Consider the following 26,946-nt stretch of genomic DNA (forward strand, 5'->3'; position numbering starts at 1 on the left):
TGCTGAAACGAGTTCAGCATGACGGAAGTTAAAACCAGTATCGTCACGCTGTCCCGATACTTCGGGAGTTTCAGGGTCTCTTATTCAGAGTAACTTTGAAAATACGTCAATGGTAGCCTGTTGAAGTCTTATTTAAACTGAAATGATTTCAGATTCTTCTAAAAGTTTCTCTTGCCTAAATTTTAAAATAATCTGTGCAATTGCTATTACATCCTTCTCGCAATAAACTGCGATCCTGTTAATATTTCGCTCTTCATAAAACACATCTCTAACTTCAGAGCCATCTATGTCGTCTTTAGGTGATGGAATACCAAGCACATTGGTAAGTAGTTTAAGAGAAGTATAATGTTTATAGTCTCCAAACTTCCATAATTCCAAGGTGTCTAAATGCGGCACTTCCCAAGGTTTCTTTCCGAAGAGATTCAGTTTAGGTGGAAGGGAAAGGCCATGTACAAGCATTCTTCTGGCAATGAAAGGAAAATCGAATTCCTTGCCATTATGGGCACATAAAAGATGATGATCTTTATAAAAGTGTGTACTTAATAAGTTGGAAAAATCTTTCAGAATTTTTTCTTCCTCTCCTTTAAATGTTGTTAATCTAAAAGTTCTGGAATCTTCTCTGCTTTTGAAAAACCCTACCGAGATACATGCTATTTTACCAAACTCGGCCCAGATTCCTGCACGAACATAATATTCTTCTGCCGTAAATTCTTCTTTTCGCTGGTACTTGGATTTCTCTTCCCATAGCTGCTGTTTTATAGGAGAGAGCTCTTGGAAAGTACGGGTCTCGGGGACTGTTTCTATATCCAGAAAAAGGATGTGTTCTATTGATATTTTATGAAGCATTTTTCAACATTTTATAGGTTTCATCTATATAAATAAAGAAATCTTTCGAGTGATTTTCACCTTCTTCTCTTCGGATAAGATCATGTCCTAACCTCACTATAATAAGGTCATCCTCAGGGATCACAATTACATATTGACCTAATATTCCGCGCATGTAAAAAATATCTTTGCCTTTGTAATCATTTAACCAAAAGCCATATCCATATTGCTGAGAATCTTTAAATCTTGCATTGGTTGCCTTTTTCACAAAATCTGGATCCAGTAATTGTTGTCCATTCCACTTTCCGTTGTCTTTAAATAGTTTGCCAAAATGGGCGAAATCCCGGGCATTGGAAGCAATACAGCAATAAGCTTTTTCCATTCCATTTTCTTCGCTGTCCAATTGCCAAAGGGCATCATACTCCATTCCCATTGGTTTCCAAAAACTCTCGCTCAGGTAATTGGAGAGATTCTTTCCAGTGGCCTTTTCTATTACAATCCCCAATAAAATGGTGTTCCCGCTTAAATATTCAAAGGAAATTCCAGGTTCTTCCACTACTTTTAGATTCAAGGCTTCTTTTCTAATATCATCGCCAAAATAAGCTCTGGCAGTTTGAGAAAAGGGATTAAAATAATCTTCATCCCAGTCTAATCCAGAGGACATAGATGCCAGATCGCCCACAGTTAATTTTGCCTGCAATCCTTTATTGAATTCTGGAAAGAAATCCCCTACCGGTTGGTTTAGATTCTTGATATATCCATCCTTGATAGCCTTCCCGAGTAGAGCAACAGTTATAGATTTTGCCATAGAAAATGAGTTGGTTTTTGAAAGCAACTCGTAATCTTCTGCATAATCTTCATACCAAATACTGTCGTTTTTAATTATAAGAAAAGCGACAGTCCCTAACTCATTGTTGAGATCTGTTAGTTTATCAGTTGGTTTAGTTTCATTGTAGTTCTTATGAGTTGGCCATGAAGAGGTCAAAGAAGAATCTGCTTCAATTACACGATTTTCAAATTCGGGATAGTCATCTATATAAGCGGTATTATGACCTTGTAAATAGATCACTTGAATTCCTTTTAGGATATAATCATAATTGAACAGATATAATAGAATCACTACTAAGAGAATAGTAGCTAAAAACGCACCGATAATTTTCAAGAATAACCTCATAGTCACTAAAAATAGGGCTTTTTATCTTAAGAGAGAATTTTAAAATAGCTCTTGTTGTAAAGGAGGATTTTCAAAGTCCAATAACCATTTTTTTCTCCAAAGTCCACCCGCATAACCGGTTAAAGAACTATCACTTCCAATCACCCGGTGTCAAGGACTAACTATCCACAAGGGGTTTTTCCCATTTGCCGAAGCCACAGCACGAATGGCCTTTACATCCCCTAACTCTTTAGAAAGTTTTAAATACGAGCGAGTTTCTCCAAATGGAATTTTGTTTAATGCTTCCCAGACTTTTTTTTGAAACGGTGTTCCTTTTGGGTTTAATTTAAAGTCAAAATGCTGAAGCTGCCCATTAAAATAAGCCTTAAGTTGATCAACGGCAGGAATTATAAATCCAGGAATATCAACGCTTATTTCTCTCTCTTCATCTACGATCCTAATTTCTGAAATCCCATCTTTATCACCAGTTATATAACAGATCCCCAAGGGAGTTTTAAGACTGACCGTCATTATTAGCAGATTTTATTTCCGAATCATTTTGCTGAATAAGTCCGAGTTTTTTAGCTCGCTTTTCCCAGTTTTGTCGAGCCATAAGTTGCATATCTTCAATATTATCGTTTTCATCCATGATCTCAAGTCCTAAGAGGGTTTCAATAATGTCTTCCATTGTTACCAATCCGATGGTGTTTCCATATTGATCGGCTACTATTGAAATATGGGCTTTTCGTTTGATAAAAATCTCGAAAAGCTCTGGTATTGGAGTGTTGGGATTGGTGATGAAAACATCCCTTGTTAAAATGCTTAAAGGTTCCGGGCCTCTTTCGTCTATCATTTCCTCAAGAATATCATCTTTAAGCACGAAACCCGTAATATTATTGGGCTTGCCTTTATAAACTGGGATTCTGGAAAATTTTAAATTTTTATTCGCGCGGTGAAAATCTTCAATGCTGGTAGACTCATCTTCTATGGTGGCGACAGAAAATGGGGTCATTACATCTTTTGCCTCGACCGATTTGAACACAAGCAGATTTTTGATAACAGTAGTTTCTTTTTCTTCAAAAAAACCTTCTTCCTCCGCTGCATCGGTAATTGCCATAAATTCCTCCCTACTCATGGTACTTACGTGTGCCGATTTTCCAATTAGTTTGGTGGTAAGCATCATCAACCAAAGAATCCCTGTGTATTTCAATGGAAATAATAAGATTTTTAAACATATAACAGTAAATTTTCCAAGCGATTGCCAGTACGTTGCTCCAATTGTTTTTGGAACTATTTCAGAAAGAATTAATATTGCCAAGGTCATTACAGCTGATACGATTCCTACTGAATTTCCTCCGCCTCCAAAAACCTTCTCCGCCTGCACTCCTACAAGAATTGCTCCCACAGTGTGGGCAACCGTGTTTAAAGTTAAAATGGCGATGAGAGGTTTATCTATATCGTTTTTGAAATGTGTTAAAGTGGTTGCATAAGCCTTTCCTTCCTTTTTTTTAATACGGATAAAAGTAGGAGTTATACTAAGTAAAACCGCTTCCAGAATAGAGCATAAAAATGAAAAAAAAATGGCAAGAGTAGCATAAAGAATAAGTAAGCCCATTGTTGCATTTAGTTTTAGGACACTAAAATAAGGATTCTTTACTACATTTTTCCTAAAGTATTGGTAAAGCCGTTTAGTTCGTCATTGAAGGTTTAATCCCCGTCCAGATAAGCATCGGGATACTTCTGAATTTTAAAACTGTATTCCTTCCTATAGCGAATGGGACATACTTCATGGGCTTACTCTGAGTTCTTGATTTAAAAAAGCTGTTACCGGTAAAAACTACCGATAACAGCTTATAAATTAGTTTATTTTTATACAATCCCGCTTATCCGGTAGGTACGAGCATCGGGAATTAAACCCACTGAGATTAAGCGGAAAGATTGGATTTTATGAGTTTATCCCATTTATTTGCCATGAATAATTGTGCATCGGCATCTAAACTATCGTTGTCATCTTCATCATAAAAAATCACCTCCTTTACTTTCTCCTTAGAATTGTTCTTCAATAGTTCTAATCCGATATGTGTTAAGGCAAGTTTATTCTTATTTCCTATTTTTTGTTGATGACCGGATTTGGCAACAACACTTTGTCCTACACTTTTAAGATCTATCACTTCATATTTAGTATGGTCTTTTGGATCTATTACCAAGAATTTTTTAGTGGTACTGTCCAAGCCAAGTAATAAGGAATTGGTTATTTCAATCTGATCCAACTTCATGTTATGTTCAGTTGCAAGGCTGTGTAATCTTTTCTTTACTCTTTTTTCTTTTGATGAGTGGCGTACGATCATAAAGATGATAGGTCCAACAAATAAAGCCAATAGGGCGATACCCATGATAGCTGATGAATTTTCCATTTTAATTTAATTTTAAGTAGTGTTCTAGAAAACATCTTTCTTGTAAGTGGCTATAAAGCTTGCACTAAAAAAAGGGTTTTCATTAATTGTTTTGTTTAATATTTTTCTGAAGAGTTGAAAACAAGAACAGATAGATCTCAAGTAATTATAAAGACCAAATTTTCGAGAATTCAACTAGAAAAAACCTTACCAAAAAAACTGAAATGGAAATATTTGTTGTGAGAGTAGATGCTTAAGATCTGGGTTATGTAACCACAGATTATAAGTATAAGTGCGGCTAAGAGATTCAGAAGAATCAAAGGAATTTATACCAATCCCGCCTGAATTGAAATAGTCTGGGTTTGAGGCTATTTCTATAACTACGGAAACCGAGGCTTCTTCTGTATAGATAGCCTTGGTGTTTTGTTCTAATTTAAAGGTATAAGAGTGTCTGGAATTTAGATCCAGAGTTTCTGAAGGGAATGAAAATGCCGAACTGCTAACTACATTAAATAACGTAATTAGCAATAATGAAATACTAAATGGTAGCTTCTTGATTTTCACCTAACAAATGTACATTAAAAGTGAATTCGCAATAAAAAAATCAAGCTAAATTTCAACAGCTTAAGAAATTAATTTTACGGCATCTTTTGCAAAATAGCTTGCTATCATATTGGCTCCTGCACGTTTAATTGCAGTTAATTGCTCCATCATCACAGCATCATGATCTAACCAGCCTTTTTCTGAAGCAGCTTTTATCATTGCATACTCTCCACTAACCTGATACACTGCTACTGGAACTGTCACTGCGTTTTTAATTTCACGAACAATATCCAAATAACACAGTCCTGGTTTCACCATTACTATATCTGCACCCTCTTCAATATCCATCAAGGTTTCACGAATAGCTTCTTCCCTGTTTGCCGGATCCATCTGATAGGTTTTTTTGTCTCCAAATCCTGGAGCAGAATCTAGTGCATCGCGAAAAGGCCCGTAAAATGCAGAAGCATATTTTGCAGAGTAGCTTATAATTCCCGTGTCATGAAAACCTTCATCTTCCAATAATGTTCTAATTTCGAAGATCCTTCCATCCATCATATCGCTGGGCGCAACAAAATCGGCACCTGCTATGGCGTGCGAAAGTGACATTTCAGCTAAAATTGCGGTGGTGTCATCATTCAATATTTTTCCATCGGCAACTACTCCATCATGACCAAAAGAAGAATAAGGATCTAAAGCGATATCTGTCATTACCAACATTTCAGGAACGGCATTTTTCACAGTTTTAATCGCTCGTTGCATTAAACCCTCAGCATTTAAAGCTTCGGTTCCTGCATTATCTTTTAAACTGTCCGGCACCTTTACAAATAGCAACACCGATTTAAGTCCCAGTTTCCAAAGCTCTTTCACTTCCTTTTCCAACAAATCCAAACTGAATCTATAATAGTTAGGCATAGATGCGATCTCTTCCTTCACGCCCTTCCCTTCAACTACAAATAATGGCACTAAAAAATCGTTTGGAGAGATTATATTTTCTCTAACCAATGATCTAATAGTTTCGTTGGTTCTAAGTCTTCTATTTCTTCTTAATGGATACATAGGAATTAACTTTTTATTAATCAACTCAAGGTAGTAACGAATTTATGGCAACTAGTTACTTTCAAAATCTACGGCACGTTAGTTCGCATTTGCAAATATAAAGCATGCTTAAGAATTTCTTGGTATATAGCTATCGGGATTATATTTTCGAATATTTGGTTAAAATTGTAACGTAACTGCTTATTAGTTACTAATAGGTTTAAAGATAAAACTCAGCTAATCTACCAACTATGCTTTCCATTAAAAACTTGAATAAAACGTATCCCAACGGAACAAAGGCACTTAACAATGTTAATTTAGAAATAGATAAGGGAATGTTTGGCTTATTAGGCCCAAATGGCGCCGGTAAATCTACTTTAATGCGAACAATTGCCACATTGCAACTCAGTGATACTGGCAGTATTGAATTTGATGGGATAGACGTTTTTAGTGAGCCAGAAGAACTTCGGAAAGTATTGGGGTACTTACCTCAAGATTTCGGAGTGTACCCAAAAGTTTCAGCAGAAATGATGTTGAATCATATCGCAAAAATCAAAGGAATTCATAATAAGTCTGATAGAACTGCTTATGTAGCAGATCTATTGAATAAGGTGAATCTATATAAATTCAGAAAAAGAAATTTAGGTGATTATTCGGGAGGAATGCGTCAAAGGTTCGGAATTGCCCAAGCCTTGATTGGAAATCCGAAATTGATAATTGTAGATGAGCCTACAGCAGGATTAGATCCTATGGAGCGTAATCGTTTCCATAATTTATTGAGTGAGTTAGGGGAAGATGCAGTAGTTATTTTATCTACCCATATTGTAGACGATGTTGTTAATTTATGTACCAATATGGCAGTTTTCAATGAAGGTTCTGTAGTGGTTCAAGGACATCCTCTGGAATTGACAAATTCGCTGAATGGGCGGATTTTCAGAAAGAAAATAGATAAAGAAGAATTAGAAAAATATCAGGAAGAATACAGTGTGTTATCTGCTTATTTAAGAAGCGGGCAGTTAAATGTGAATGTTTATAGTGAATCACAGCCTGGGGATGGTTTTGAAGTAGTGAATAATACTTTAGAAGATTTTTATTTCTATAGCATCAACCAACCTCAAACTGTATAATTATGAAAGAGATTTACTTATTTGAGCTAAAATATAGAATGCGCAGACCCGCAACCTATATCTACATATTTATAGCTTTTCTTATTCCACTATTAATCGCGGTATTTGAAAAATCGAACACGGCACAATTCACAAACAGTCCGAATGCCATTATGGGTGTTTTGGGAGGTATGAGTGTGCTATATCTTTTCTTTTACGCGGCAATAATGGGAGTTGCTGTTTATAGAGACGAAGAGCATAGAACAGCCCAAACCTATTTTACATTTCCTGTTTCAGAAAAGAATTATATTCTGGGTAGATTCTGGGGAAGTTTTACAATAGTTACATTTATGAATATTGCAGCAGTTTTAGGTGCAATGTGCGGATTTGCGATTGGAATATTTTTAGATAGGCCAGATTATGGAATCTATACATCTTTCAACTTTGCCTCCTATTTTTATCCATTTGTCTACTTGTTAACCTTTAATGCATTCTTTATTGGAAGTTTATTCTTTGGATTAATGACGTTTTTTAAACGTATGCCTATTTTGTATCTGGGTGGGATCGTGATCTTTATTCTTACCATAGTTTCCTCAAGACTTTTGGCAAACTTAGATACCGAATGGTTAAGTGTTTATGTAGATCCTTTTGGAGCTGAAGCACAAAATTTTATAGATAAATATTGGTCTGTACACGAACTTAATACTACACAACTCTCTCTTTCTGGTAAGTTTTTAATCAACAGGATGATTTGGTTAGGATTAGCTATTGGTATTTTTGTATTCACCTTATTTCGCTTTTCTTACAAAGGCTTTTTGTCTTCAAAAAAGAAGCAAAACACAAAAGAAGATAAAGAAGAATATAAAGCGGGTCATGCAATTGCAAAAGTGGTTCAGGTATTTAACAGCAAAGCAAGAAGAGAAAATTTATGGTCTCTAAGTAAAATAGAATTTCTTTCCATAGTAAAGGAAACGGTTTTCATTATTTTAATGGTAATCGGTATTGTGATCGCTGGTTTTGTAGCCTATCAATCCAATCAAATATATGGAACACCCTCGATGCCGCTAACCAGATATATGGTCGCTCAGATCGCTGGTGGAATTTCATTGTTCTCTGTGATAATTCTTATCATTTATGCAGGAGAAGCAGTTCATAGAACCAGACAAAATAAAACTTTTGAGTTTTACGATGCCCTTCCAGTTAGCAATAACACCTTATACCTTTCTAAAATAATTTCACTCATTGGAGTTGCAGTAGTACTAACTGTAATTAGTATAGTGGTTGGAATTATATATCAAACCTTTAATGGTTATTTCGATTACGAACTGGGGATGTATTTCACATATAATTTTGTCAAGATATTCCCATCTTTTATCATGACATTGTTATTGGCATTTTTCATTCATGTATTGGTGAACAATAAGTTTTTAGGACATTTTATAGTGATAGTTATTTATATTGGCTTACCATTACTGTTAACTCTTGCCTTTAAAACCTCGAACCCATTAGTGATCTTTGGGGGAACTCCAGGAGGATTCTTAAGCGACCTTAATGGATTTGGACATTACTTAGTTGGAGAGTTCTGGTTGAATGCCTATTGGATCTTACTTACTTGCATATTAGCAGTTATTGGAAAGCTCTTTTGGAACCGAGGCTTTTTCTCGTCAGGGAAGGAGCGTTTACTATTAGCAAAACAGCGATTTACAGGAAGGACCATCGCGTACACCTTAGTGTTTTTATTTGCTTTTGCTTCAGTTGGGGCTTATAGCTACTACAACCTGAAAGTTTTAAATCAGATAGAAGACGGGAATTATGGCGAAAAAGTAAATGCAGATGCTGAAAAGAAATATGGTAAATACATAGGGAAACCTCATATTCAAGTGACTGATCTCAAAGCATTTATAGACATTTTCCCTGAAGACAGAAGGATAGAGGCTAAAGGCGAATTCAAAGTGGTTAATAACTTTGATGTGGCCCTAGACACGCTTTTAATGGAAGTGAAATTCCCTATAGCAGATACCAGAATTACAAAAGTAGTTTACAATGATGTAGAGCTGAAACCATTTTTGAAGGATACAGTGTACCGCCTTTTTATGTACAAATTACCAGAACCTTTACAGCCAAAAGATTCGGCATCGCTAGTAATTGAAACAAAAGCGACCACCAAAGGATTTTCTTCAGATACAGAAACGGCAGTTTTAGGGAATGGAACGTTCTTTAGAGATGCAATCTTCCCAACCTTTCATTATGATCGTGCTTTAAGCGATAATGGAGTTCGGATAAAGAATGGTTTGAAAAAACTGGATTATTTATATCCCCCAAGAACAGATAGTATTGCGCTTAAAAAGAACCTTTTTAATGAGGACGCAAATTATATGACTTTTGAAGCCACCCTTAGTACTTCGAAAGGTCAAACGGCAATTGCACCCGGAGTGCTCACTAAAAAATGGGAAGAAAATGACCGCAGTTATTTCAATTATAAATTAGAAGGAAAAACAGATTATTTTTTCAGTTTTGTTTCTGCAGAATATGAGGTTAAGAATGATTTTTGGATCGCTCCTAGTGGGAAAAAAGTAGATATTGAGATCTATCATTCTCCAAAACATAAGAGAAATTTAGATTACTTTATTAAGGGAATTAAAATCTCGTTGGATTATAACTCGAAAAACTTTTTTGAATATCCATATTCTGTGATCAGGATTATCGAATTTCCAGCGCATTCTAATTTTGCACAATCATTTGCAACCACCATCCCTTATTCTGAAGACTTTGGTTTTGTAGCAGATTTCTCTAAGGCCGAAGATTATAACTATGCGTTTAGGGTTACTTCTCATGAAGTAGCTCACCAGTGGTGGGGGCATATTGTAACTCCGAGTAAAACCTCTGGGGCTAATATTATTTCTGAAACTTTAGCGGAGTATGTTTCACTTATGACCATGAAACAAGAATATGGCGAAAATGGTATTAAATCATTTTTAAAGAATTCTCTGGATAGATACTTATCTAGTAGACAATTCAGTTTCAAACCGGAACGCTCTTTAATAAATGTTGAAACCGGGCAGTATATCTGGTATGAGAAAGGTTCCATGATCATGTACGACCTTCAAGATGTTATAGGAGAAGATAAAGTAAATGCAGGACTTCGTAGCTTTCTAGAAGAGTTCAAGTATATGGAAAAAGGATATTATGCTACTTCAGAAGATTTATATAGAGCTTTATACAAAGTAACTCCAGACTCCCTAAAATATAAAGTGGATGATGGTTTTAAGGAAATTGTGCTTTATGAGAACCGAGTAATTAATGCCAACACCAAAGAACTGAAGACTGGCAAGTGGGAAACTACTTTTACCGTGAATTCTAAAAAGATCTATTATGATGATGCAGGAAGAGAACGTGAAATAGATAAGAAAAAGAATCTTGTGGATATTGGCTTATTCGGTGAAGACGTGGTAAATGAGGAACAAGTGACAATTAAAGATCCATTCTATTTTGAATTGAAATGGTTAGAACCTGGAGATAATAAATTCACGATTATCACCGATAAAAAACCTTTAAAAGCAGGAATAGATCCATATAATAAATTGATAGATAGAAACTCAGATGATAATTTGAAATCTATTGAAGAATAGGGAGAAAAAATAAATTTTATGTGATTCTGAAACACGTTCAAGATAGCAGCACGATTGTTATTTTGAACGCAGTGAAGAATCTCATAGGAGTACTATCATCGTATTATAAAAGAGATCCTTCCTTCGTCAGGATGACAAGTGGAGACTCTAATGTCATTTGCGAAGTGAAGAATCATTGCATGTAAAAATTAGGTTTCGACTTCGCTCAACCTGACATTCTCATAAATAATACATAATTGAATATGAAACTATCTGGCCTTTAAAACTTAAATTAGAATAATTCTTTAAAGCCTTTCAAGTTTCACTTTTTAAAGTGAAATTGGAAGGCTTTTTTGATTTAAATAATGAAGGCTATATTTAGATTTGCCCTGATCTTGATAAAATATTTGCTCCCTTCCCCCAGGGAAGGGCTGGGGATGGGTTGTTAGCCTATACCCAATCTTTAGGATGTGCTAGCACCTCTAAAAGTCGCTCTTCTTCACTTCCAGATTCTGGATGATGATCGTATACCCATTGCACATGTGGCGGTAAACTCATTAAAATGCTTTCTATCCTGCCGTTGGTCTTTAAGCCAAACAAAGTACCCTTATCATGTACTAAATTGAATTCTACATAGCGGCCACGTCTTATCTCCTGCCAATCACTTTGTTCTTTAGAATATGGGAGTTTTTTTCTTTTTTCAACAATTGGAATATAAGATGCTAAAAAGCTATTTCCCACTTCGGTAACAAAATTGAACCAATCTTCCATGCTCATCTTTTCTGAAGCTTTACAATAATCGAAGAATAAACCTCCAATTCCTCGGGCTTCATCCCTATGTGCATTCCAGAAATACTCATCACATTTCTGCTTGTATTCAGTATAAAAATCTGGATGATGTGCATCGCAGGCCTTTTTGCAGATCTCATGGAAATGTTTTGCATCTTCATCAAATAAATAATAAGGTGTAAGATCTTGCCCGCCACCAAACCAACTGTCTATAAGGGTTCCGCTCTTATCGTACATTTCAAAATAACGCCAGTTTGCATGAACTGTAGGCACCATCGGGCTTTTTGGATGAAGGACTAAACTTAATCCACAGGCGAAAAAATCTACTTCTCCCACCTTAAAATATTGTTGCATTGCAGGAGGAAGTGGGCCATGCACCTGAGAGATATTCACTCCGCCTTTCTCGAAAACCCCGCCATTTTCTATAACTCGTGTTCTTCCGCCACCACCTTCTGGGCGATTCCAAAGATCTTCTTTAAACTTTGTACCACCATCTACTTCTTCCAATTTGGAAGTAATGGAGTCTTGTAGTTGCTCTATATATTGGAGGAATCTATTTTTCATGCGAATCTATACTAATGCTTTTGCTTGATTTAATTTCTGAATTAAACTAAACGAAAATGTTTTACTCTCTATTTGTGCTGTTTCGTAAACGGCTATCGTGCTTTTCGCCAAGTGCGATTCATGATCTACATCTTCTAAAGGAATTAACTTTAAAAGAAGATCTCCAAATTGTTCGTAATTTGAAAAGTCAAAGTTCAATTGTTTCAATTTGATCAACAATTCTTCAGAAGACCAAGCTTGAAGATCTGAAATTCTAAAACCTAGCTCTTCAAATAAGAGTCCATTAACCTTTGATCGTTGTTCACTATCATAAAATTCAGGAACAAATTCCAAGGCGATCAATTTGCCAATAAGCTCATTGATCTTTTGGTTCTCTTCGTCTTTTAGACCTTTGTTAAGCATTATGAATTATTTCGAATATTCTTTAACCGCATCTACAAAAGCACGGGCATTCTCTACTGGAATATCTGGTAAAATTCCGTGACCTAGATTTACAATATACCTGTCTTTTCCGAATTCATCGATCATTTGATGAACCATTTTTCTGATCTCTGCAGGTGGCGAATATAATCTTGTAGGATCAAGATTCCCTTGAAGTGTGATCTTTCCTCCAGTTAAATAACGTGCATTTCTTGCAGAACAAGTCCAATCTATTCCTAATGCCGAAGCTCCAGATTTAGACATTTCATCTAATGCAAACCAACATCCTTTTCCAAATGCGATCACAGGCACTTCATCTTTTAAAGCATCTATAATTTGTTGCATATATTGCCATGAAAAGATTTGATAATCTGTTGGTGACAACATTCCTCCCCAAGAATCAAAGATCTGCACCGCATCTACCCCAGCAGCAACTTTCGCTTTTAGATAAGCGATGGTAGTGTCGGTTATTTTTTGAAGCAAAATATGTGCAGCAACAGGATTTGTGAAACAAAATTTCTTTGCGATATCAAAATTCTTGGAACCTTGGCCTTGTACAGTGTAGCATAAAATAGTCCACGGAGAACCCGCAAAACCTATCAACGGCACCTCATCATTCAGCGCTTGCTTGGTCATTTTAATGGCATCCATCACATAACCTAACTCTTCATGTACATTTGGGACAATTACTTTCTCAACATCTTTGCTGGTACGCACGGGGTTTGGCAACCAAGGCCCAACGCCGGGCTTCATTTCTACCTCAATATTCATAGCTTGAGGAATCACAAGAATATCACTAAATAAAATAGCTGCATCTGGACCTACTTGATTTATAGGCATTACAGTGATCTCTGTTGCTAACTCCGGAGTTCTACAACGGGTGAAGAAATCATATTTTTCTTTTAATTTCATGAAATCTGGTAAATATCTTCCTGCCTGGCGCATCATCCAAACTGGTGGCCTATCTACGGTCTCTCCTTTTAGTGCTCTTAAAAATAAATCGTTCTTGATCATTTCTTATATTTTTTAACCGCCTGTACGATCACATTTTCAATACTAGGCTTATTTGCTATAATTATATTTTGAGTATGTTTTTTAGCTTCGGCTGCAGTGGTAGGGCCAATGCAAAAAGCAACACTCAAATTTAAGTCATTTTTCTTGCAGTAGCTTTGAACGCCACTTGGGCTGAAAAACAGTATGCCTTCAAAATTTCTATTGAATTTTTTAGGATTCAAAGTAGTGGTATATACTTCTAATTCCTGAATAGAGATATTCTGTTTTTTTAGAAGGTCGGGTAATTCCTCTCTCCGCTTAGATCCGCAGAGATAAAGAAATTGTTTTTCATTGAATTCATTCACTATCATATGAGCTAATTCTTCAGCAGAATTTGCTGAAGCGACTACAGAATATCCATTTTTTTCTATCTCAAGCTTGGTCTTATCACCAACACAATAAATATTAAGTTCCCGGGTTTGAAACTCTGGATATTGAGTAAAGAAACCTTTTACTCCATTTTGACTCGTAAAAATGAGGTTTCTGGGAATTGGTGCATCTAATGAAGAGTTATCAAAACCAATGTTAATCGCATCATATTCCACAAGGCCAATTCCGGAATTCAGAATCAATTGTTTCTGATTTTCAGCAAGGATCTTTGTGGAAAGTAAGGTAGCCATATTCGTTAGTTTAAGGCTTCTTTAATTCCTTCCATCAACACTCTTCCTCCATTATTCAGCACTTTTAAGGCGCATTCTTTTCCGAAATTAGGTGCGTCTTCAATAGCGATCCTTCTTTCTATAGAAACTTGTTTTTTTCCATCTAAACTGAATAAGGCTGCTTTAAATGAGATCTCATTTCCTTCAATAGTTGCTAAAGCGCCAATTGGAGCCGTACAGCCACCTTCCAAAATTTTCAAGAATTCACGTTCCATATGAACACAAATTTCAGATTCTCTATGATTCAGGGATTTTAGTATATCACGTGTTTCTGTGTCGTTTTCCATAGCAACTACAAGCATGGCGCCTTGAGCTGGCGCTGGAATCATCCAGTCCAGATCTAAAGAGTTTTCTGGAGTTAAATTGATGCGTTCTAGTCCGGCAGCGGCAAATATGGCGCCGTCCCAGTTGTTGTCTTCCAATTTTTTTAATCTGGTATTTACATTTCCGCGAAGATCTACAGAGCTATGGCTTGGATATTTGTTTAACCATTGTGCTTTCCTTCTCAAACTTCCGGTGGCAATAGTTCCTTCAGAATTCAAAAAATCTAGGCCTTTATGGATAAGTATGTCTTTTGAATTTGCTCTTATTAAAACAGCGGCTTCCACAATTCCTTTTGGTAATGCAGTCGGCACATCTTTCATAGAGTGAACAGCAATATCAATTTTCCCGGTTAACATGGCAACGTCCAGAGTTTTTGTGAAAATACCTGAAATGCCCATTTCATATAAAGGCTGATCAAGGTTTAGATCGCCGGTAGATTTTACAGGAAGTAATTCTGTTTTGTGTCCTAGTTTCTCAAGTGCGGCCTGTACGTTCTTTGCCTGCCAAAGTGCTAATTCACTATCGCGGGTGCCAATTCTAATAACTTTACTCATTATATGGAATCTTCTAGCTGAAAGACTTTTTGGATAAGTTCCAAACTTTCATCTGAGGTGTTAGTATCATCTTTAAGGTGATTGGCAAAATGATTCATTATTTTTTGAATAATTCTATTGCTTACTATTTCTGCTTGCTCACTATTGAAGTCTACTAATTTCTTGCTCTGGAAATCCAGTTCTGCATCTTTCATCGTTTTCAACTTCTTCTTTAAGGCTTTAATGGTAGGTGCGAATTTTCGCATTTCTAACCATTTATTGAAGTCCCCTTCAACTTCCTTAATGATCTCTTGTGCCTGCGGAATAAATTCTTTTCTTCTTTCCAGAGTAGCATCCGTCATCTGTGAAAGTTGATCTAAATGAACCACGCTTACATTTTCCATCCCAATAACATCTTCTGCTACATTTTTAGGAATTGAAAGATCTAAGATCAATAATTTCTTTTTCGCGTAGATCAATTCCTTAGAGATGGTAGGGTTTTGAGCTCCGGTAGCCACAATTAAAATATCTGTTTGGCGAATCTCAGATTGAAGATCGGCGTAATCTTTTACTTGTAAATTAAACTTTCCGGCAATTTTTTCGGCCTTATTCTTGGTTCTGTTGATTAAGGTGATGTGACTGTTTTTGGAATGTTTTACCAAATTTTCACAGGTATCCCTACCTATTTTTCCTGTTCCGAATAAAAGAATATTTTTATTGGTAACATTTTCAACTTCATTTAAAATATATTGAACCGAAGCAAAACTCACTGAAGTAGCACCGCTAGACAATTGTGTTTCGTTCTTTATTCGCTTGCTTGCTTGAATAACAGAATTTATTAGACGCTCCATAAAAGGATTAGCAACACCAATCTTTTTTGAAGCTATAAAAGCGAGTTTTAACTGACTTATAATTTCGAAATCCCCTAGTATCTGGCTATCTAAACCGGTTCCCACTTTAAACATATGAGAAATGGCGTCTCTGTTTTTATAAACAAAAGCCACTTTTTCGAACTCCTCCACAGTGCCGTGAGTATGTTGGCAAAGCAATTTGATTAATTGATATGGGTGCTGTGCAAATCCATACAATTCAGTACGGTTACAGGTAGAAGTAACGATGAGACCATCTATTCCTTCTATCTTGGCTTGTTGCAGTAAGTTTGATTTTCCTTCTTCCGTAAGGCTGAAATGTCCTCTAATATCGGCATCGGCTTTTTTATAGCTTAATCCAATTGTATAAAAGTGTTTCCCGCGAGAGATATGATAATTTTCCATGAACCTAATTAGGTATTCGATGGCAAAGGTAAATGATAGCTTATTTAAAAAGTAACGCTCAAAGTACTAAATATGTCGCTTGATGGGATTTATAGTTAGATGTATAGCTAATTGACACAAATACGCTAAATTTGTAGTGATTTCAAATACTATAGAATATTTAGTTTAGACTGATTCTAAATAAAAACCGAAATTTCTTATGATTTCAGAAGAAAAAAATATCGCTGAAGGGTTCGTAGATGAAACCAAAATTGAAGATGGTTTCTATATTTTAAAGTTCCAAAATGAAGAAAATCAGCCACAAAGAATTAGTAGAGAAATAGACAGTACCTACATTCAATTTCATTTTTGTGTAAAGGGAGATGGTAAATTTCTTTTCAATAATAGCAGCTACGAGCTGCCATTAAAAGAAGAATATTCGCTGCTATTATATAATCCGCAACGGGACTTGCCTTTAAATTTAGATCTACATCCAAAGTCTTGGGTAATCTCTTTGGTGATCTCTATTAAGAAATTTCACTCTATGTTTTCTCAGGAAGCCAGTTATATTCCTTTTTTGAGTGAAGAGAACAGCGACAAGAAATACTATAAAGATGGTGATATTACTCCCTCTATGGCTATTGTTCTCAATCAGTTGATGAACTTCAATTTAATGCCATCTATAAAATCGCTATATTTTAAAGCCAAGGCCTATGAGTTGTTAAGTCTTTATTTTAATAGAACAGGGGATAAAAGCGTAGAGCAATGTCCTTTCTTGGTAGACGAGGAGAATGTGATGAAGATTAGAAGAGCAAAGGATATTGTAATAGCTCATATGGCAGAACCACCTTCGCTTCAGGAGCTTTCTACAGAGATCGGATTAAGTTTAAAAAAACTGAAAGAAGGCTTCAAACAAATCTATGGAGATTCTGTTTATAGTTTCCTATTCGATTATAAGATGGAATATGCCAGAAAATTATTGGATTCTGGAGAATTCAATGTGAATGAAGTTGGTTTAAAAGTTGGCTATAGCACATCAAGTCATTTTATTGCGGCCTTTAAAAAGAAATTTGGAACCACTCCTAAAAAGTATGTGATGTCTTTAGTGCTCCCAAACAATTCTTAATGTATTGATTTTTCTAATGATCACATTTGTCAAAACAACCAAACAATTGGTTGCATAATATTATATAATCGTAATTTTATTTTTTTCAAAAAATTGCTGAAAACGAAGAAACATGAGTAAAGGCGTACTTCTAGTAAATTTGGGATCTCCAGATAGCACCGATCCAAAAGACGTAAAAAAATATTTAGGGGAATTTTTGATGGACGAACGTGTAATAGACGTTCCTTTATGGGCAAGAACCTTGCTTGTAAAAGGAATTGTTTTAAACACCCGTCCTAAACAATCTGCTGCTGCGTATCAAAAAATCTGGTGGGACGAAGGTTCACCGCTAATTGTACTATCTGAAAGATTAAAAGATAAGATAGATGAAAACACCTCTGTTCCTATTGTTCTGGCAATGCGTTACGGTACGCCAAACATTAAATCCGGACTTCAGGAATTACATGATCAAGGCGTAGATGAGGTTTTGATTTTCCCATTATATCCTCAATTCGCAATGGCTACCACCGAAACAATTTTGGTGTTGGCTGAAGAATTAAGGAAAGAGTTTTTCCCGAATATGCAGTTTACATCTGTTCCATCATTTTACAATCATCCAGATTACATACGAGTACTTGCAAATAGCGTTCAAGAAAAATTGAAAGATGTAAAATATCAACATATCTTATTTTCTTACCACGGAGTTCCAGAAAGACATATCCGTAAAAGCGATATCACAAAATCTCATTGCCAGATAGATGGTAGCTGTTGCAAAACAGCCTCTCCGGCACACCAATTTTGTTATAGACATCAATGTTTTGAAACCACAAGATTGGTTGCAGAATATCTTCAGCTAAAAGAAAATACTTATAGTGTTTCTTTCCAATCTAGATTAGGTTTCGATCCATGGTTGCAACCGTATACGGATAGAACTATAGAAAGATTTGGAAAACAAGGCATGAAAAATTTAGCCATTGTTACGCCAGCTTTTGTAAGTGACTGTTTAGAAACATTGGAAGAGATTGCTATGGAAGGAGAGGAGATCTTTCACGAAGTTGGAGGCGAAAAATTTACCGTTGTTCCTTGTTTGAATACTCGAGAAGATTGGGTAAAAGTACTTTCCAGATGGGTAGATGAATGGGCATTTTCCAATCCTGTGGAAGCATAATGGCCCATATAAATTCAGCGGCTTTAGGTAAGGATCCTATTTGGAGACTTCTAATAAAACAGGCATTACCTGCATCCATCGGGATCTTGGTAATGTCTTTGAATATTCTAGTCGATACCATTTTTGTTGGAAACTGGATCGGGTCTATAGCTATTGCTGCCATAAATGTTGTTTTACCCGTTTCTTTCTTTATTGCCGCGCTAGGGATGGCAATCGGGATTGGAGGTTCTTCTATTATCTCCCGAGCTTTGGGAGCAGGCAACAGTTCTAAAGCTTTGAAGACCTTTGGGAATCAGATAAGCCTTACTTTAATTTTGAGTGTTGCTTTAGTCCTAGTTGGGCTAACTTTTATAGATTCTATTATCCCAGCTTTTGGGGGGAAAGGAGATATTTTTGAACCTGCCAAGATCTATTATACCGTTGTTCTTTATGGAGTGCCTTTTTTAGCGCTTTGTATGATGGGGAACAACGTGATAAGAGCTGAAGGGAAACCAAAATTTGCAATGATCGCTATGATCATTCCTTCCGTTACAAACCTTATACTAGATTATATTCTAATAAACCTATTAGATATGGGTATGTTGGGAGCAGCCGTTGCTACCAGTGTTTCTTATTTTTTCTGCTTTTCTTATGTGGTCTGGTTCTTTCTATCTAAGAATTCAGAATTAAAAATAAACTGGTCACATTTTGGTTTTGATCTACCTGTACTTTCAGAAATCTCCTCTTTAGGATTTGTAACCTTAGCAAGACAAGCCGTAGTGAGCATTACCTATCTTTTAATGAACAATATCCTCTTCGAATTAGGAGGAGAAGATTCGGTTACCGTTTATGCAATTATTGGAAGAATGCTCATGTTCGCACTTTTCCCAGTTTTAGGAGTCACTCAGGGATTTCTGCCAATTGCGGGTTACAACTTTGGAGCGGGAAATTGGGGTCGAGTTAGAGAAAGCATCAATACCGCTATTCTATATTCTTCAGTATTAGGTTTATTGGTGTTTGCAGGGATCATGACCTTTTCAGAAGATATTGTTCGCATATTTACAGACAATCCAAATGTGGTTCGGGATACTCCGAATGCCATGCGTTGGGTATTTGCGGCTACTCCAATTATTGCTTTACAGCTTATTGGCTCGGCATATTTTCAGGCTATAGGAAAAGCTATTCCGGCCTTATTACTCACTCTTTCTAGACAAGGCTTTTTCTTTATTCCGTTGGTTTTGATCTTGCCAATATATTATGGAGAAATCGGAGTTTGGATCTCATTTCCATTGGCCGATGTCCTTTCCACAATTGTTACCGCCTATTTTTTGAACAGAGAGATCAGGTTGCGTTTAAAGCCCTCGCTTTCTGAAAAGGTTACCTAGAAATTGGTATATTTAATCCCTCATTGAGGGTTTAATTTCCCGAGGCCTGCCCGAAAAGAATTTCATTCAGGCGGGCTTGCCTCGAATTTTTAAAAGTATGATCCTCCCGAACCATCGGGACAAACTCGTGGGCTTGCCCCGAGGTTCTTGATTTTTCTAATACATCAGCCATCTTATTCAAAAATTTTTTAAATGAAAGCAACGATACTTAAACTTTTTCTTCTCTTTTTTTTCTTCGGAATTTATACTGAAACCAATGCCCAGCGAAATAAAAAATCGGCTGACACAGAAATAGATCAAGAAGCCTATGCTGCTTTAAAATATAGATTGATCGGCCCGTTCAGAGGTGGAAGATCTGCAGCAGTTACGGGAGTTCCCGGGGAACCGAATTTATTCTATTTTGGATCTACCGGAGGTGGAATTTGGCGTTCTAAAGATGGCGGAAGAACATGGGAGAATATTTCAGATGGTTTTTTTGGAGGAAGTATAGGAGCAATAAGTGTTGCAAATAGTGATCATAATATAATCTTTGCAGGAGGTGGTGAAAAAACTTTGAGAGGAAACGTATCCTCTGGTTCGGGAGTTTGGAAATCTGTAGATGCAGGAAAAACCTGGGAATCTAAAGGTTTAGAAAAAAGCAGACATATCCCAAGGATCTCTATTCATCCTACCAATCCAGAGATCGTTTACGCAGCGGTATTGGGGAATATATATAAACCAACTGAAGAACGAGGAGTTTATAAGAGTATAGATGGCGGAGCCACTTGGAAAAAGACACTTTTCGTAAATGATCAGGCGGGAGCAGTAGATCTTATTATGGATCCTAATAACCCCAGAATTTTATATGCTTCAACCTGGAGAGTGCAACGAACTCCTTATAGTTTGAGTAGTGGAGGTGAAGGGTCAGCCCTCTGGAAAAGTACCGATAGCGGAGAGACGTGGAAAGAAATTTCTAAAAATAAGGGCTTCCCTCAGGACACTTTGGGAATTATGGGAATTACAGTTTCTCCAGTAAATTCTAACAGAGTCTGGGCAATTGTAGAAAATAAAGATAAAGGAGGAGTTTATAGAAGTGAAGATGCTGGTGAAACCTGGAAAAATATAAATAGCAATCGCGAATTAAGACAACGTGCCTGGTACTATACGAGAATTTATGCTGACCCGAAAGATGAGGATGTGGTGTATGTTGTAAATGTATCTTATCATAAATCTAAAGATGGTGGAGAGAATTTCACTTCAGCAAGAGCGCCACATGGAGATCATCATGATATGTGGATAGCGCCAGAAAATCCAGATAGAATAATTATGGGTGACGATGGAGGTGCGCAGGTAACCTACGATGGTGGAGAGACCTGGAGTACCTATCACAATCAGCCAACAGGACAATTCTACAGACTTACTACAGACAATCATTTTCCTTATAGGATTTACGCGGCACAACAGGATAATTCAACTATTAGAATAGATCATAGAAGTACCGAATATTCTATTTCTGAAGAGAATTGGGAATCTACAGCGGGAGGAGAATCTGCACATATTGCGGTAGATCCAGAGAACGATGAAATTGTTTATGGAGGAAGCTATGGTGGATTTTTAACTCGAGTAAATCACGAAAAGAATACACAACGTGCAATTAATGTTTGGCCTGATAACCCGATGGGACATGGAGCCGAGGATATGAAATATAGATTTCAGTGGAATTTTCCAATTATCTTCTCTAAGCATGATCCTAATAAATTATATACCTTCTCTAATCATGTTCATGTAACTACAAATGAAGGTCAATCCTGGGAAACCATAAGTGAAGATCTAACTAGAAATGATCTATCTAAACTTGGTTCTAGTGGTGGTCCAATTACACAAGATAATACTGGAGTAGAATATTATGCTACTATTTTTGCTGCAGAAGAATCTTCCATACAAGAAGGTTTGATCTGGGTAGGAAGTGATGATGGATTGGTTCATGTAACAAGAGATGGCGGTAAAAACTGGGACAATGTAACTCCTAAAGATCTTCCTAAGTGGGCACAAGTAAATTCTTTAGAAACCAGTGATCATGAAGTGGGAACAGCTTATATAGCAGCAACCAGTTATAAATCTGGAGATTTTGCACCTTACCTTTATAAAACTACTGATTTTGGTAAAAGTTGGACCAAAATAACTAATGGTATTAATGTCGAACATTTTACAAGAGTGATTCGTGAGGATCCAACCAACAAGAATATATTATATGCAGGAACTGAAGAGGGAATATATATATCTTTTGATCAAGGTACTAACTGGAAAGCGTTTCAGTTGAATTTGCCGATCGTTCCTATTACAGATCTAGCAATAAAAGAGGACAATCTAATTGTAGCAACTCAGGGTAGAAGTATTTGGATCTTGGATGATCTTAGTGTATTGCACCAATATAAAGACGCTTCAACTAATAAAAAAGGACAGTTTTTATATCAGCCTAAGCCAACCTATAGAATTGGTGGGGGGAGCGGAAGCAATTCTAAGACCGAGGGAACCAATCATTCAAATGGTGTAGTAACTTATTTCAATATTGAAGAACTGGATGAAAAGAAGGACACTATTTATCTTACCTATTTCAATCAGGCTAATGACACTTTAAAATCCTTCGGAAACCAATCTAAAGAGGATAAATTAAAAGTAGATAAAGGTGGAAATATGTTTGTTTGGGACATGTATCAAAAAGGAGCAGAAAAACTAGAAGGAATGATCCTTTGGTGGGCAGATCTTGAAGGGCCAAGAATTCTTCCTGGAGAATATTCGGTAGAATTGAATGTGAACGGCGAGAAACAACGCAAGACTTTTACTGTACTGGCAAACCCAAATTCTGAAACAGATGCTGCAGGACTTCAGGATCAATACGATTTCATTAGTGATGTAAATGCTACTGTAGATGAAGCACATAAATCTATCAAAAAGATAAGAAAGATAAATGCGCAATTAAATTCATTTCAAACACAATACAAGGGCAAGGCTGAGGTAAAGGATTTGGTTGGAAAAGCTAAAGAAATGGAAGATCGCTTTAGTGAGATCGAGAAAGCTTTATATCAGACTCAAAATAAAAGTGGTCAAGACCCTTTAAATTTCCCGATTAAGTTAACTAACAAATTGGCACATTTAAATTCGTTAGTTGGAATGGGAGATTTTCCACCAACAGATCAAGATATCGCCGTTAAAAACGAATTAACTTCAGAAATAAAAAACGAGTTAAGTGCTTTCAATTCGTTGATAGACAAAGAAATGGAAGATTTCAACAGGCAATTCAATACGAAGAATCTTAATTATTTATTTTTGGACGCTCAATAAGATCAATGGAATATTACAATTACATTAAATCTCTTCATTTAATATTTATAATTACCTGGTTTGCGGGTTTGTTCTATATTCCGCGACTTTTTGTGTATCATATTGAGGCCGCAGCCAGGCAGGAACCCGAACGTTCCATCTTAACAACCCAGTTAAAACTTATGACCAAACGGCTTTGGTATATTATTACTTGGCCTTCAGCAATTTTAGCTAGTATCTTCGCTTTTTGGATGCTTTATTTGATGCCAGCCTGGGTAGAGCAGGATTGGATGCAAGTAAAACTGGGATTTGTCGTGCTGTTATATGCCTATCACTTCAAATCTCATCTAATATTTAAAGAGATGCAGCACGATGTTATAAAATGGACTTCCAACCAGATGCGCTTATGGAATGAGGGGGCTACTTTGATCTTATTTTCGGTGATCTTTTTGGTGATCGTTCGAGATGCGATTAATTGGATCTATGGAGTTCTTGGTATATTTCTGTTGGCAGCTATGTTGATGCTTGGTATAAAAATATACAAGCGAATTCGTTCTAAGAGCCCAGATGCTTAACATGGTGTGATAATTGATTATTTGAGAATAACTACGCAAAATACTTTATGAAGCTTTTAAAATTATCTTTAAGAAACCGAATTTTCATCTCTATGATGTTATTGGTTTTAGGAGCTTCCATACTTATTGCCGGGGTAACTGTTTTTCAATATAAACAGGAATCTGAAGCTTATCACCGGGAACGTCTTGAGCGAAAAGAACAGGCAATTCGGGAGAATATAAAATTTGTATTAGAAGGAACTACTCATCTGGTAAATACAGAGAATATGCCTGTGATCCTTCAGCAGAACAACAAAATTTATGAGATCTCACAAGTGCACGATATGCAGCTTAATGTGTATGATCTTAACGGGAAACTACTTATAAAATCTAACGAATCATTCTTTAGGGATACTACCAATGTGCAAATCCCGAAGCATATTATTAAGGAATTGGAAAATTCCCAAAATAAAAGATATCTAAATCGGTCTCAGGTGAATGAGCAGAAATTTCAGTCTTCTTATACGTATATCACAGACAATAAATTTAAGCCGTTGGCAATCTTATTTCTTCCATATTTACAAGATGACGATCTTCTTCAGAAAGATCTGAACGATTTTTTAATGAAATTAGGTGAGGTTTACCTCTTTATGTTCCTTATTGCTATCTTGATGTCTTATTTTCTATCTAAATACATCACTAAATCACTTAAAATAGTGTCACAAAAGATCATTGAGACACGTTTAGACAAACGCCTTCAGAAAATACAAATAGAAAATGCTTCTGAAGAGATTTATGCGCTGGTCTCGGCTTATAATAGTATGATAGATGAGTTGGAGGAGAGTGCCGTTAAACTTGCTACAGGAGAGAGGGAACAAGCTTGGCGGGAAATGGCAAAACAGGTGGCACATGAAATTAAAAACCCCTTAACACCAATGCGCTTAACCGTGCAAAGTTTTCAAAGAAAATTTGATCCTGAAGATCCAAATGTGCATCAAAAAGTAGATGAATATACCAATACCCTTATCCATCAAATAGACACCATGAGCGCGATAGCTTCTGCTTTTTCCAATTTCGCAAAGATGCCCGCACAACAAAACGAGATCCTGAATGTATCAAAAATCGTTAAATTGGCGCTGGATATTTTCAATGAAAATTACATCGTTTTTCATTCAGAAAAAGAAGAGATTCTAGCGAAATTTGATCGGACTCAGTTGATTAGGGTGGTAACTAATCTGGTTAAAAATGCCACTCAGGCCTTACAGGAAGAAGAAAACCCAAAAGTTTTGGTGGAGGTTTCTGAAGATGATACAATGGTTATTATTCGGGTATCAGATAATGGGATTGGGGTTTCAAAAGAAGATAAAGAAAAAGTCTTTGAGCCAAAATTCACCACTAAATCTAGCGGAATGGGTCTAGGACTGGCAATGGTTAAAAATATAGTAGAAACTTATCAAGGTGAGATCACCTTTATTTCAGAGAAAGATAAAGGCACTATCTTTACCGTAAAGTTTCCAAAGCAGGCTTCTTAAAATGTTCAAGTTTCGTTTTTATTTAAAGTTCTGAGGATACAATTTTTTTGTCCCCTGGGTCATTAATAAAAAGATTTATCTAGCGTGGGAAATTGACGTATGAAAGATGCTGAAACAAGTTAAGCATGACGGAAGTTATAACCAGTATCTTCACCCTGTCCCGATACTTCGGGAGTTTCAGGGTCTCTTATACCGAGCATTCTGGAAAAGAATTCAAAGTTAACGAAGTTAAAAGATTTAAGGAACATTCCGTTTGCGATCGATGTGACATTTAAAATCATTAATATTATAAAATCATCGGTTTCCGGTAAAAATATTCAAATAGTTATAACTTTATTATTCAGAGGTTTTACAACATTCAGAAGATAGGTTATACCCGAATGGAGTATCTTATTGAACGCAAGGTTTCGGTTAGTTATAATTGAGTCTTGTCTCTAGTTTCTTAAAGCGAAGCGATCTTGGATCCTTTTTCTGATAAGAGTATTTAAAAATCTAAAAAACATATATAAAATGAATTTTGAAAATATTTTAGTTGAAAATAATGAAGGAATCCTTCAAATTACAATAGACAGACCCACTAAATTAAATGCATTAAACAAGGCTACTATAGAAGAATTACATGTTGCTTTTGATGATGCAAAAGAAGATGAAGATGTAAAAGTGATTATTCTAACAGGAAGCGGAGAAAAGGCTTTCGTTGCAGGAGCAGACATCAGTGAATTTTCAGATTTTTCTCCGGAAGAAGGAAAGGTTTTGGCAGCTCAAGGTCAGGCAAAATTATTCGATTTTGTAGCTAATTTTTCAAAACCAGTAATTGCAGCAGTAAACGGATTTGCTTTAGGTGGCGGACTTGAACTAGCAATGGCAGCACACTTTAGAATTGCCAGTGATAATGCAAAAATGGGACTTCCTGAAGTTTCTCTTGGGGTAATACCTGGATATGGAGGAACACAAAGATTACCGCAATTAGTTGGAAAAGGACGTGCCATGGAAATGATTATGACCGCCGGAATGATAGATGCCAACCAAGCGTTGCAGTATAATCTGGTAAATCACGTTGTTTCTCAGGAAGAATTACTTGATTTTGCGGAAAAACTAGCTGGCAAGATCATGCGTAATTCTTTGGTGGCAATTAGCTCTGCTATTAAAGCAGTAAATGCAAATTATGAAACAGGAGTTAATGGTTTTGAAACTGAAATTAACGAATTTGGAAGCTGCTTTGGTACCGCCGATTTTGAAGAGGGAACTTCAGCATTTTTAAACAAGCGTAAAGCAGATTTCCCTGGGAATTAATTACTCGTTGAGGTTTTAATAAACTTTTATTTCCAACGACAAAATTGTTATTCTGAACGAAATGCAATGGGGTAAAGAATCTCTAGATGCTGAAACTAGTTACCATTGACGTGTTGTATAAATTGCTGATTTATAGATAATTGACACGCCTAATTCTATGCAAGTTTTTTAATACGCTTTTTGTTATATTGAGGTGATTTCAAGAATTTGTAAAACGCTCCCTTTAGTCGATAAAGATTTGTTCAATTTTTAAGATTGTTCATTTTTTTGCGTGTCCAAAAAAACGAACCAAAAAAAGGACACTTTTTTGTAGGTGTTTCTTATTATGCTACCGCATAATAAGAACCGTACTTCCACGACTAAATTTTCTCC

General features: G+C 36.2%; 22 protein-coding genes. 9 read left to right on the top strand and 13 right to left on the bottom strand.

Going from position 1 to position 26,946, the window contains the following annotated elements:
* Nucleotides 1-132: 132 nt before the first annotated feature.
* The 7 genes from ES724_RS09900 to hemB all read right to left on the bottom strand — a co-directional run bounded on the left by ES724_RS09900 (nucleotide 133) and on the right by hemB (nucleotide 5,970).
* Nucleotides 133-846 (bottom strand): 3'-5' exonuclease, encoded by a 714-nt coding sequence (locus tag ES724_RS09900; protein ID WP_146932565.1) that lies wholly within the window; start codon nucleotides 844-846, stop codon nucleotides 133-135.
* Nucleotides 836-1,999, bottom strand: coding sequence for a serine hydrolase domain-containing protein (locus ES724_RS09905; RefSeq protein ID WP_146932567.1), 1,164 nt, complete (start codon nucleotides 1,997-1,999; stop codon nucleotides 836-838). Before ES724_RS09905 ends, ES724_RS09900 begins: the two co-directional genes overlap by 11 nt.
* Before the next feature lie 39 nt (nucleotides 2,000-2,038).
* A complete protein-coding gene (locus ES724_RS09910) occupies nucleotides 2,039-2,509 on the bottom strand; it encodes a methylated-DNA--[protein]-cysteine S-methyltransferase (RefSeq protein WP_146932569.1) in 471 nt (156 codons plus the stop codon).
* The gene (locus ES724_RS09915) at nucleotides 2,493-3,593 is read right to left on the bottom strand and encodes a CNNM domain-containing protein (protein ID WP_146932571.1); all 1,101 of its coding nucleotides are present in this window, start codon (nucleotides 3,591-3,593) and stop codon (nucleotides 2,493-2,495) included. Before ES724_RS09915 ends, ES724_RS09910 begins: the two co-directional genes overlap by 17 nt.
* Before the next feature lie 310 nt (nucleotides 3,594-3,903).
* Nucleotides 3,904-4,392: a hypothetical protein gene (locus ES724_RS09920; RefSeq protein ID WP_246136856.1), complete on the bottom strand. Its 489-nt coding sequence runs from the start codon at nucleotides 4,390-4,392 to the stop codon at nucleotides 3,904-3,906.
* A gap of 186 nt (nucleotides 4,393-4,578) precedes the next feature.
* A complete protein-coding gene (locus ES724_RS09925; RefSeq protein ID WP_146932573.1) occupies nucleotides 4,579-4,935 on the bottom strand; it encodes a hypothetical protein in 357 nt (118 codons plus the stop codon).
* Nucleotides 4,936-4,995: 60 nt separating this feature from the next.
* Nucleotides 4,996-5,970: a porphobilinogen synthase gene (gene hemB / locus ES724_RS09930; RefSeq protein ID WP_146932575.1), complete on the bottom strand. Its 975-nt coding sequence runs from the start codon at nucleotides 5,968-5,970 to the stop codon at nucleotides 4,996-4,998.
* Between the two features lie 230 nt (nucleotides 5,971-6,200).
* On the opposite strand from hemB, the gene ES724_RS09935 reads away from it, so the two are divergent.
* Nucleotides 6,201-7,076 (top strand): ABC transporter ATP-binding protein, encoded by an 876-nt coding sequence (locus ES724_RS09935; RefSeq protein ID WP_026836745.1) that lies wholly within the window; start codon nucleotides 6,201-6,203, stop codon nucleotides 7,074-7,076.
* A gap of 2 nt (nucleotides 7,077-7,078) precedes the next feature.
* Nucleotides 7,079-10,684 (top strand): ABC transporter permease/M1 family aminopeptidase, encoded by a 3,606-nt coding sequence (locus tag ES724_RS09940; RefSeq protein WP_146932577.1) that lies wholly within the window; start codon nucleotides 7,079-7,081, stop codon nucleotides 10,682-10,684.
* A 429-nt stretch (nucleotides 10,685-11,113) separates the two neighbouring features.
* On the opposite strand, the gene hemF is transcribed toward ES724_RS09940, so the two are convergent.
* Genes hemF through hemA form a run of 6 tightly spaced genes read right to left on the bottom strand, consistent with a single transcriptional unit; the run spans nucleotide 11,114 to nucleotide 16,279 of the window.
* Nucleotides 11,114-12,016: an oxygen-dependent coproporphyrinogen oxidase gene (hemF, locus tag ES724_RS09945; protein WP_146932579.1), complete on the bottom strand. Its 903-nt coding sequence runs from the start codon at nucleotides 12,014-12,016 to the stop codon at nucleotides 11,114-11,116.
* Nucleotides 12,017-12,022: 6 nt separating this feature from the next.
* Complete coding sequence (locus ES724_RS09950) at nucleotides 12,023-12,418, bottom strand: hypothetical protein (RefSeq protein ID WP_146932581.1); 396 nt, start codon at nucleotides 12,416-12,418, stop codon at nucleotides 12,023-12,025.
* Between the two features lie 6 nt (nucleotides 12,419-12,424).
* Entirely contained in the window at nucleotides 12,425-13,450 is a 1,026-nt protein-coding gene (hemE, locus tag ES724_RS09955; protein ID WP_146932583.1) for a uroporphyrinogen decarboxylase, read from the bottom strand.
* On the bottom strand, nucleotides 13,447-14,109 hold the full coding sequence (locus ES724_RS09960; protein WP_170249878.1) for a uroporphyrinogen-III synthase: 663 nt from the start codon (nucleotides 14,107-14,109) through the stop codon (nucleotides 13,447-13,449). Before ES724_RS09960 ends, hemE begins: the two co-directional genes overlap by 4 nt.
* 5 nt (nucleotides 14,110-14,114) lie before the next feature.
* Nucleotides 14,115-15,026: a hydroxymethylbilane synthase gene (hemC, locus tag ES724_RS09965; protein ID WP_146932585.1), complete on the bottom strand. Its 912-nt coding sequence runs from the start codon at nucleotides 15,024-15,026 to the stop codon at nucleotides 14,115-14,117.
* Nucleotides 15,026-16,279: a glutamyl-tRNA reductase gene (hemA, locus tag ES724_RS09970; protein WP_146932587.1), complete on the bottom strand. Its 1,254-nt coding sequence runs from the start codon at nucleotides 16,277-16,279 to the stop codon at nucleotides 15,026-15,028. Before hemA ends, hemC begins: the two co-directional genes overlap by 1 nt.
* 199 nt (nucleotides 16,280-16,478) lie before the next feature.
* Between hemA and ES724_RS09975 the strand changes: the two genes are divergently transcribed.
* From ES724_RS09975 to ES724_RS10005, 7 genes are all read left to right on the top strand, one after another.
* Nucleotides 16,479-17,384, top strand: coding sequence for an AraC family transcriptional regulator (locus ES724_RS09975; RefSeq protein ID WP_146932589.1), 906 nt, complete (start codon nucleotides 16,479-16,481; stop codon nucleotides 17,382-17,384).
* A 112-nt stretch (nucleotides 17,385-17,496) separates the two neighbouring features.
* Complete coding sequence (gene hemH / locus ES724_RS09980; RefSeq protein WP_146932591.1) at nucleotides 17,497-18,531, top strand: ferrochelatase; 1,035 nt, start codon at nucleotides 17,497-17,499, stop codon at nucleotides 18,529-18,531.
* Nucleotides 18,531-19,895 carry an MATE family efflux transporter gene (locus tag ES724_RS09985; RefSeq protein WP_146932643.1) on the top strand — a complete coding sequence of 455 codons (1,365 nt, stop codon included), beginning with the start codon at nucleotides 18,531-18,533 and terminating at the stop codon, nucleotides 19,893-19,895. Before hemH ends, ES724_RS09985 begins: the two co-directional genes overlap by 1 nt.
* A gap of 192 nt (nucleotides 19,896-20,087) precedes the next feature.
* Nucleotides 20,088-23,216 (top strand): WD40/YVTN/BNR-like repeat-containing protein, encoded by a 3,129-nt coding sequence (locus tag ES724_RS09990; protein WP_146932593.1) that lies wholly within the window; start codon nucleotides 20,088-20,090, stop codon nucleotides 23,214-23,216.
* A gap of 5 nt (nucleotides 23,217-23,221) precedes the next feature.
* Entirely contained in the window at nucleotides 23,222-23,770 is a 549-nt protein-coding gene (locus ES724_RS09995; protein WP_026836733.1) for a CopD family protein, read from the top strand.
* 47 nt (nucleotides 23,771-23,817) lie between these two features.
* Nucleotides 23,818-25,281: a sensor histidine kinase gene (locus ES724_RS10000; RefSeq protein WP_146932595.1), complete on the top strand. Its 1,464-nt coding sequence runs from the start codon at nucleotides 23,818-23,820 to the stop codon at nucleotides 25,279-25,281.
* A gap of 510 nt (nucleotides 25,282-25,791) precedes the next feature.
* Nucleotides 25,792-26,574, top strand: coding sequence for an enoyl-CoA hydratase/isomerase family protein (locus ES724_RS10005; RefSeq protein WP_146932597.1), 783 nt, complete (start codon nucleotides 25,792-25,794; stop codon nucleotides 26,572-26,574).
* Nucleotides 26,575-26,946: the final 372 nt, after the last annotated feature.

This window comes from Gillisia hiemivivida (assembly GCF_007997295.1).
GTDB lineage: Bacteria > Bacteroidota > Bacteroidia > Flavobacteriales > Flavobacteriaceae > Gillisia > Gillisia hiemivivida.

Excerpts from the sequence above, each read along its gene's own strand:
- ES724_RS09900 (WP_146932565.1), bottom strand. The coding sequence starts at position 846 with ATGCTTCATAAAATATCAATAGAACACATCCTTTTTCTGGATATAGAA.
- ES724_RS09905 (WP_146932567.1), bottom strand. The coding sequence starts at position 1,999 with ATGAGGTTATTCTTGAAAATTATCGGTGCGTTTTTAGCTACTATTCTC.
- ES724_RS09915 (WP_146932571.1), bottom strand. The coding sequence starts at position 3,593 with ATGGGCTTACTTATTCTTTATGCTACTCTTGCCATTTTTTTTTCATTT.
- ES724_RS09920 (WP_246136856.1), bottom strand. The coding sequence starts at position 4,392 with ATGGAAAATTCATCAGCTATCATGGGTATCGCCCTATTGGCTTTATTT.
- hemB (WP_146932575.1), bottom strand. The coding sequence starts at position 5,970 with ATGTATCCATTAAGAAGAAATAGAAGACTTAGAACCAACGAAACTATT.
- ES724_RS09935 (WP_026836745.1), top strand. The coding sequence starts at position 6,201 with ATGCTTTCCATTAAAAACTTGAATAAAACGTATCCCAACGGAACAAAG.
- ES724_RS09940 (WP_146932577.1), top strand. The coding sequence starts at position 7,079 with ATGAAAGAGATTTACTTATTTGAGCTAAAATATAGAATGCGCAGACCC.
- hemF (WP_146932579.1), bottom strand. The coding sequence starts at position 12,016 with ATGAAAAATAGATTCCTCCAATATATAGAGCAACTACAAGACTCCATT.
- ES724_RS09950 (WP_146932581.1), bottom strand. The coding sequence starts at position 12,418 with ATGCTTAACAAAGGTCTAAAAGACGAAGAGAACCAAAAGATCAATGAG.
- hemE (WP_146932583.1), bottom strand. The coding sequence starts at position 13,450 with ATGATCAAGAACGATTTATTTTTAAGAGCACTAAAAGGAGAGACCGTA.
- ES724_RS09960 (WP_170249878.1), bottom strand. The coding sequence starts at position 14,109 with ATGGCTACCTTACTTTCCACAAAGATCCTTGCTGAAAATCAGAAACAA.
- hemC (WP_146932585.1), bottom strand. The coding sequence starts at position 15,026 with ATGAGTAAAGTTATTAGAATTGGCACCCGCGATAGTGAATTAGCACTT.
- hemA (WP_146932587.1), bottom strand. The coding sequence starts at position 16,279 with ATGGAAAATTATCATATCTCTCGCGGGAAACACTTTTATACAATTGGA.
- ES724_RS09975 (WP_146932589.1), top strand. The coding sequence starts at position 16,479 with ATGATTTCAGAAGAAAAAAATATCGCTGAAGGGTTCGTAGATGAAACC.
- hemH (WP_146932591.1), top strand. The coding sequence starts at position 17,497 with ATGAGTAAAGGCGTACTTCTAGTAAATTTGGGATCTCCAGATAGCACC.
- ES724_RS09985 (WP_146932643.1), top strand. The coding sequence starts at position 18,531 with ATGGCCCATATAAATTCAGCGGCTTTAGGTAAGGATCCTATTTGGAGA.
- ES724_RS09990 (WP_146932593.1), top strand. The coding sequence starts at position 20,088 with ATGAAAGCAACGATACTTAAACTTTTTCTTCTCTTTTTTTTCTTCGGA.
- ES724_RS09995 (WP_026836733.1), top strand. The coding sequence starts at position 23,222 with ATGGAATATTACAATTACATTAAATCTCTTCATTTAATATTTATAATT.
- ES724_RS10000 (WP_146932595.1), top strand. The coding sequence starts at position 23,818 with ATGAAGCTTTTAAAATTATCTTTAAGAAACCGAATTTTCATCTCTATG.
- ES724_RS10005 (WP_146932597.1), top strand. The coding sequence starts at position 25,792 with ATGAATTTTGAAAATATTTTAGTTGAAAATAATGAAGGAATCCTTCAA.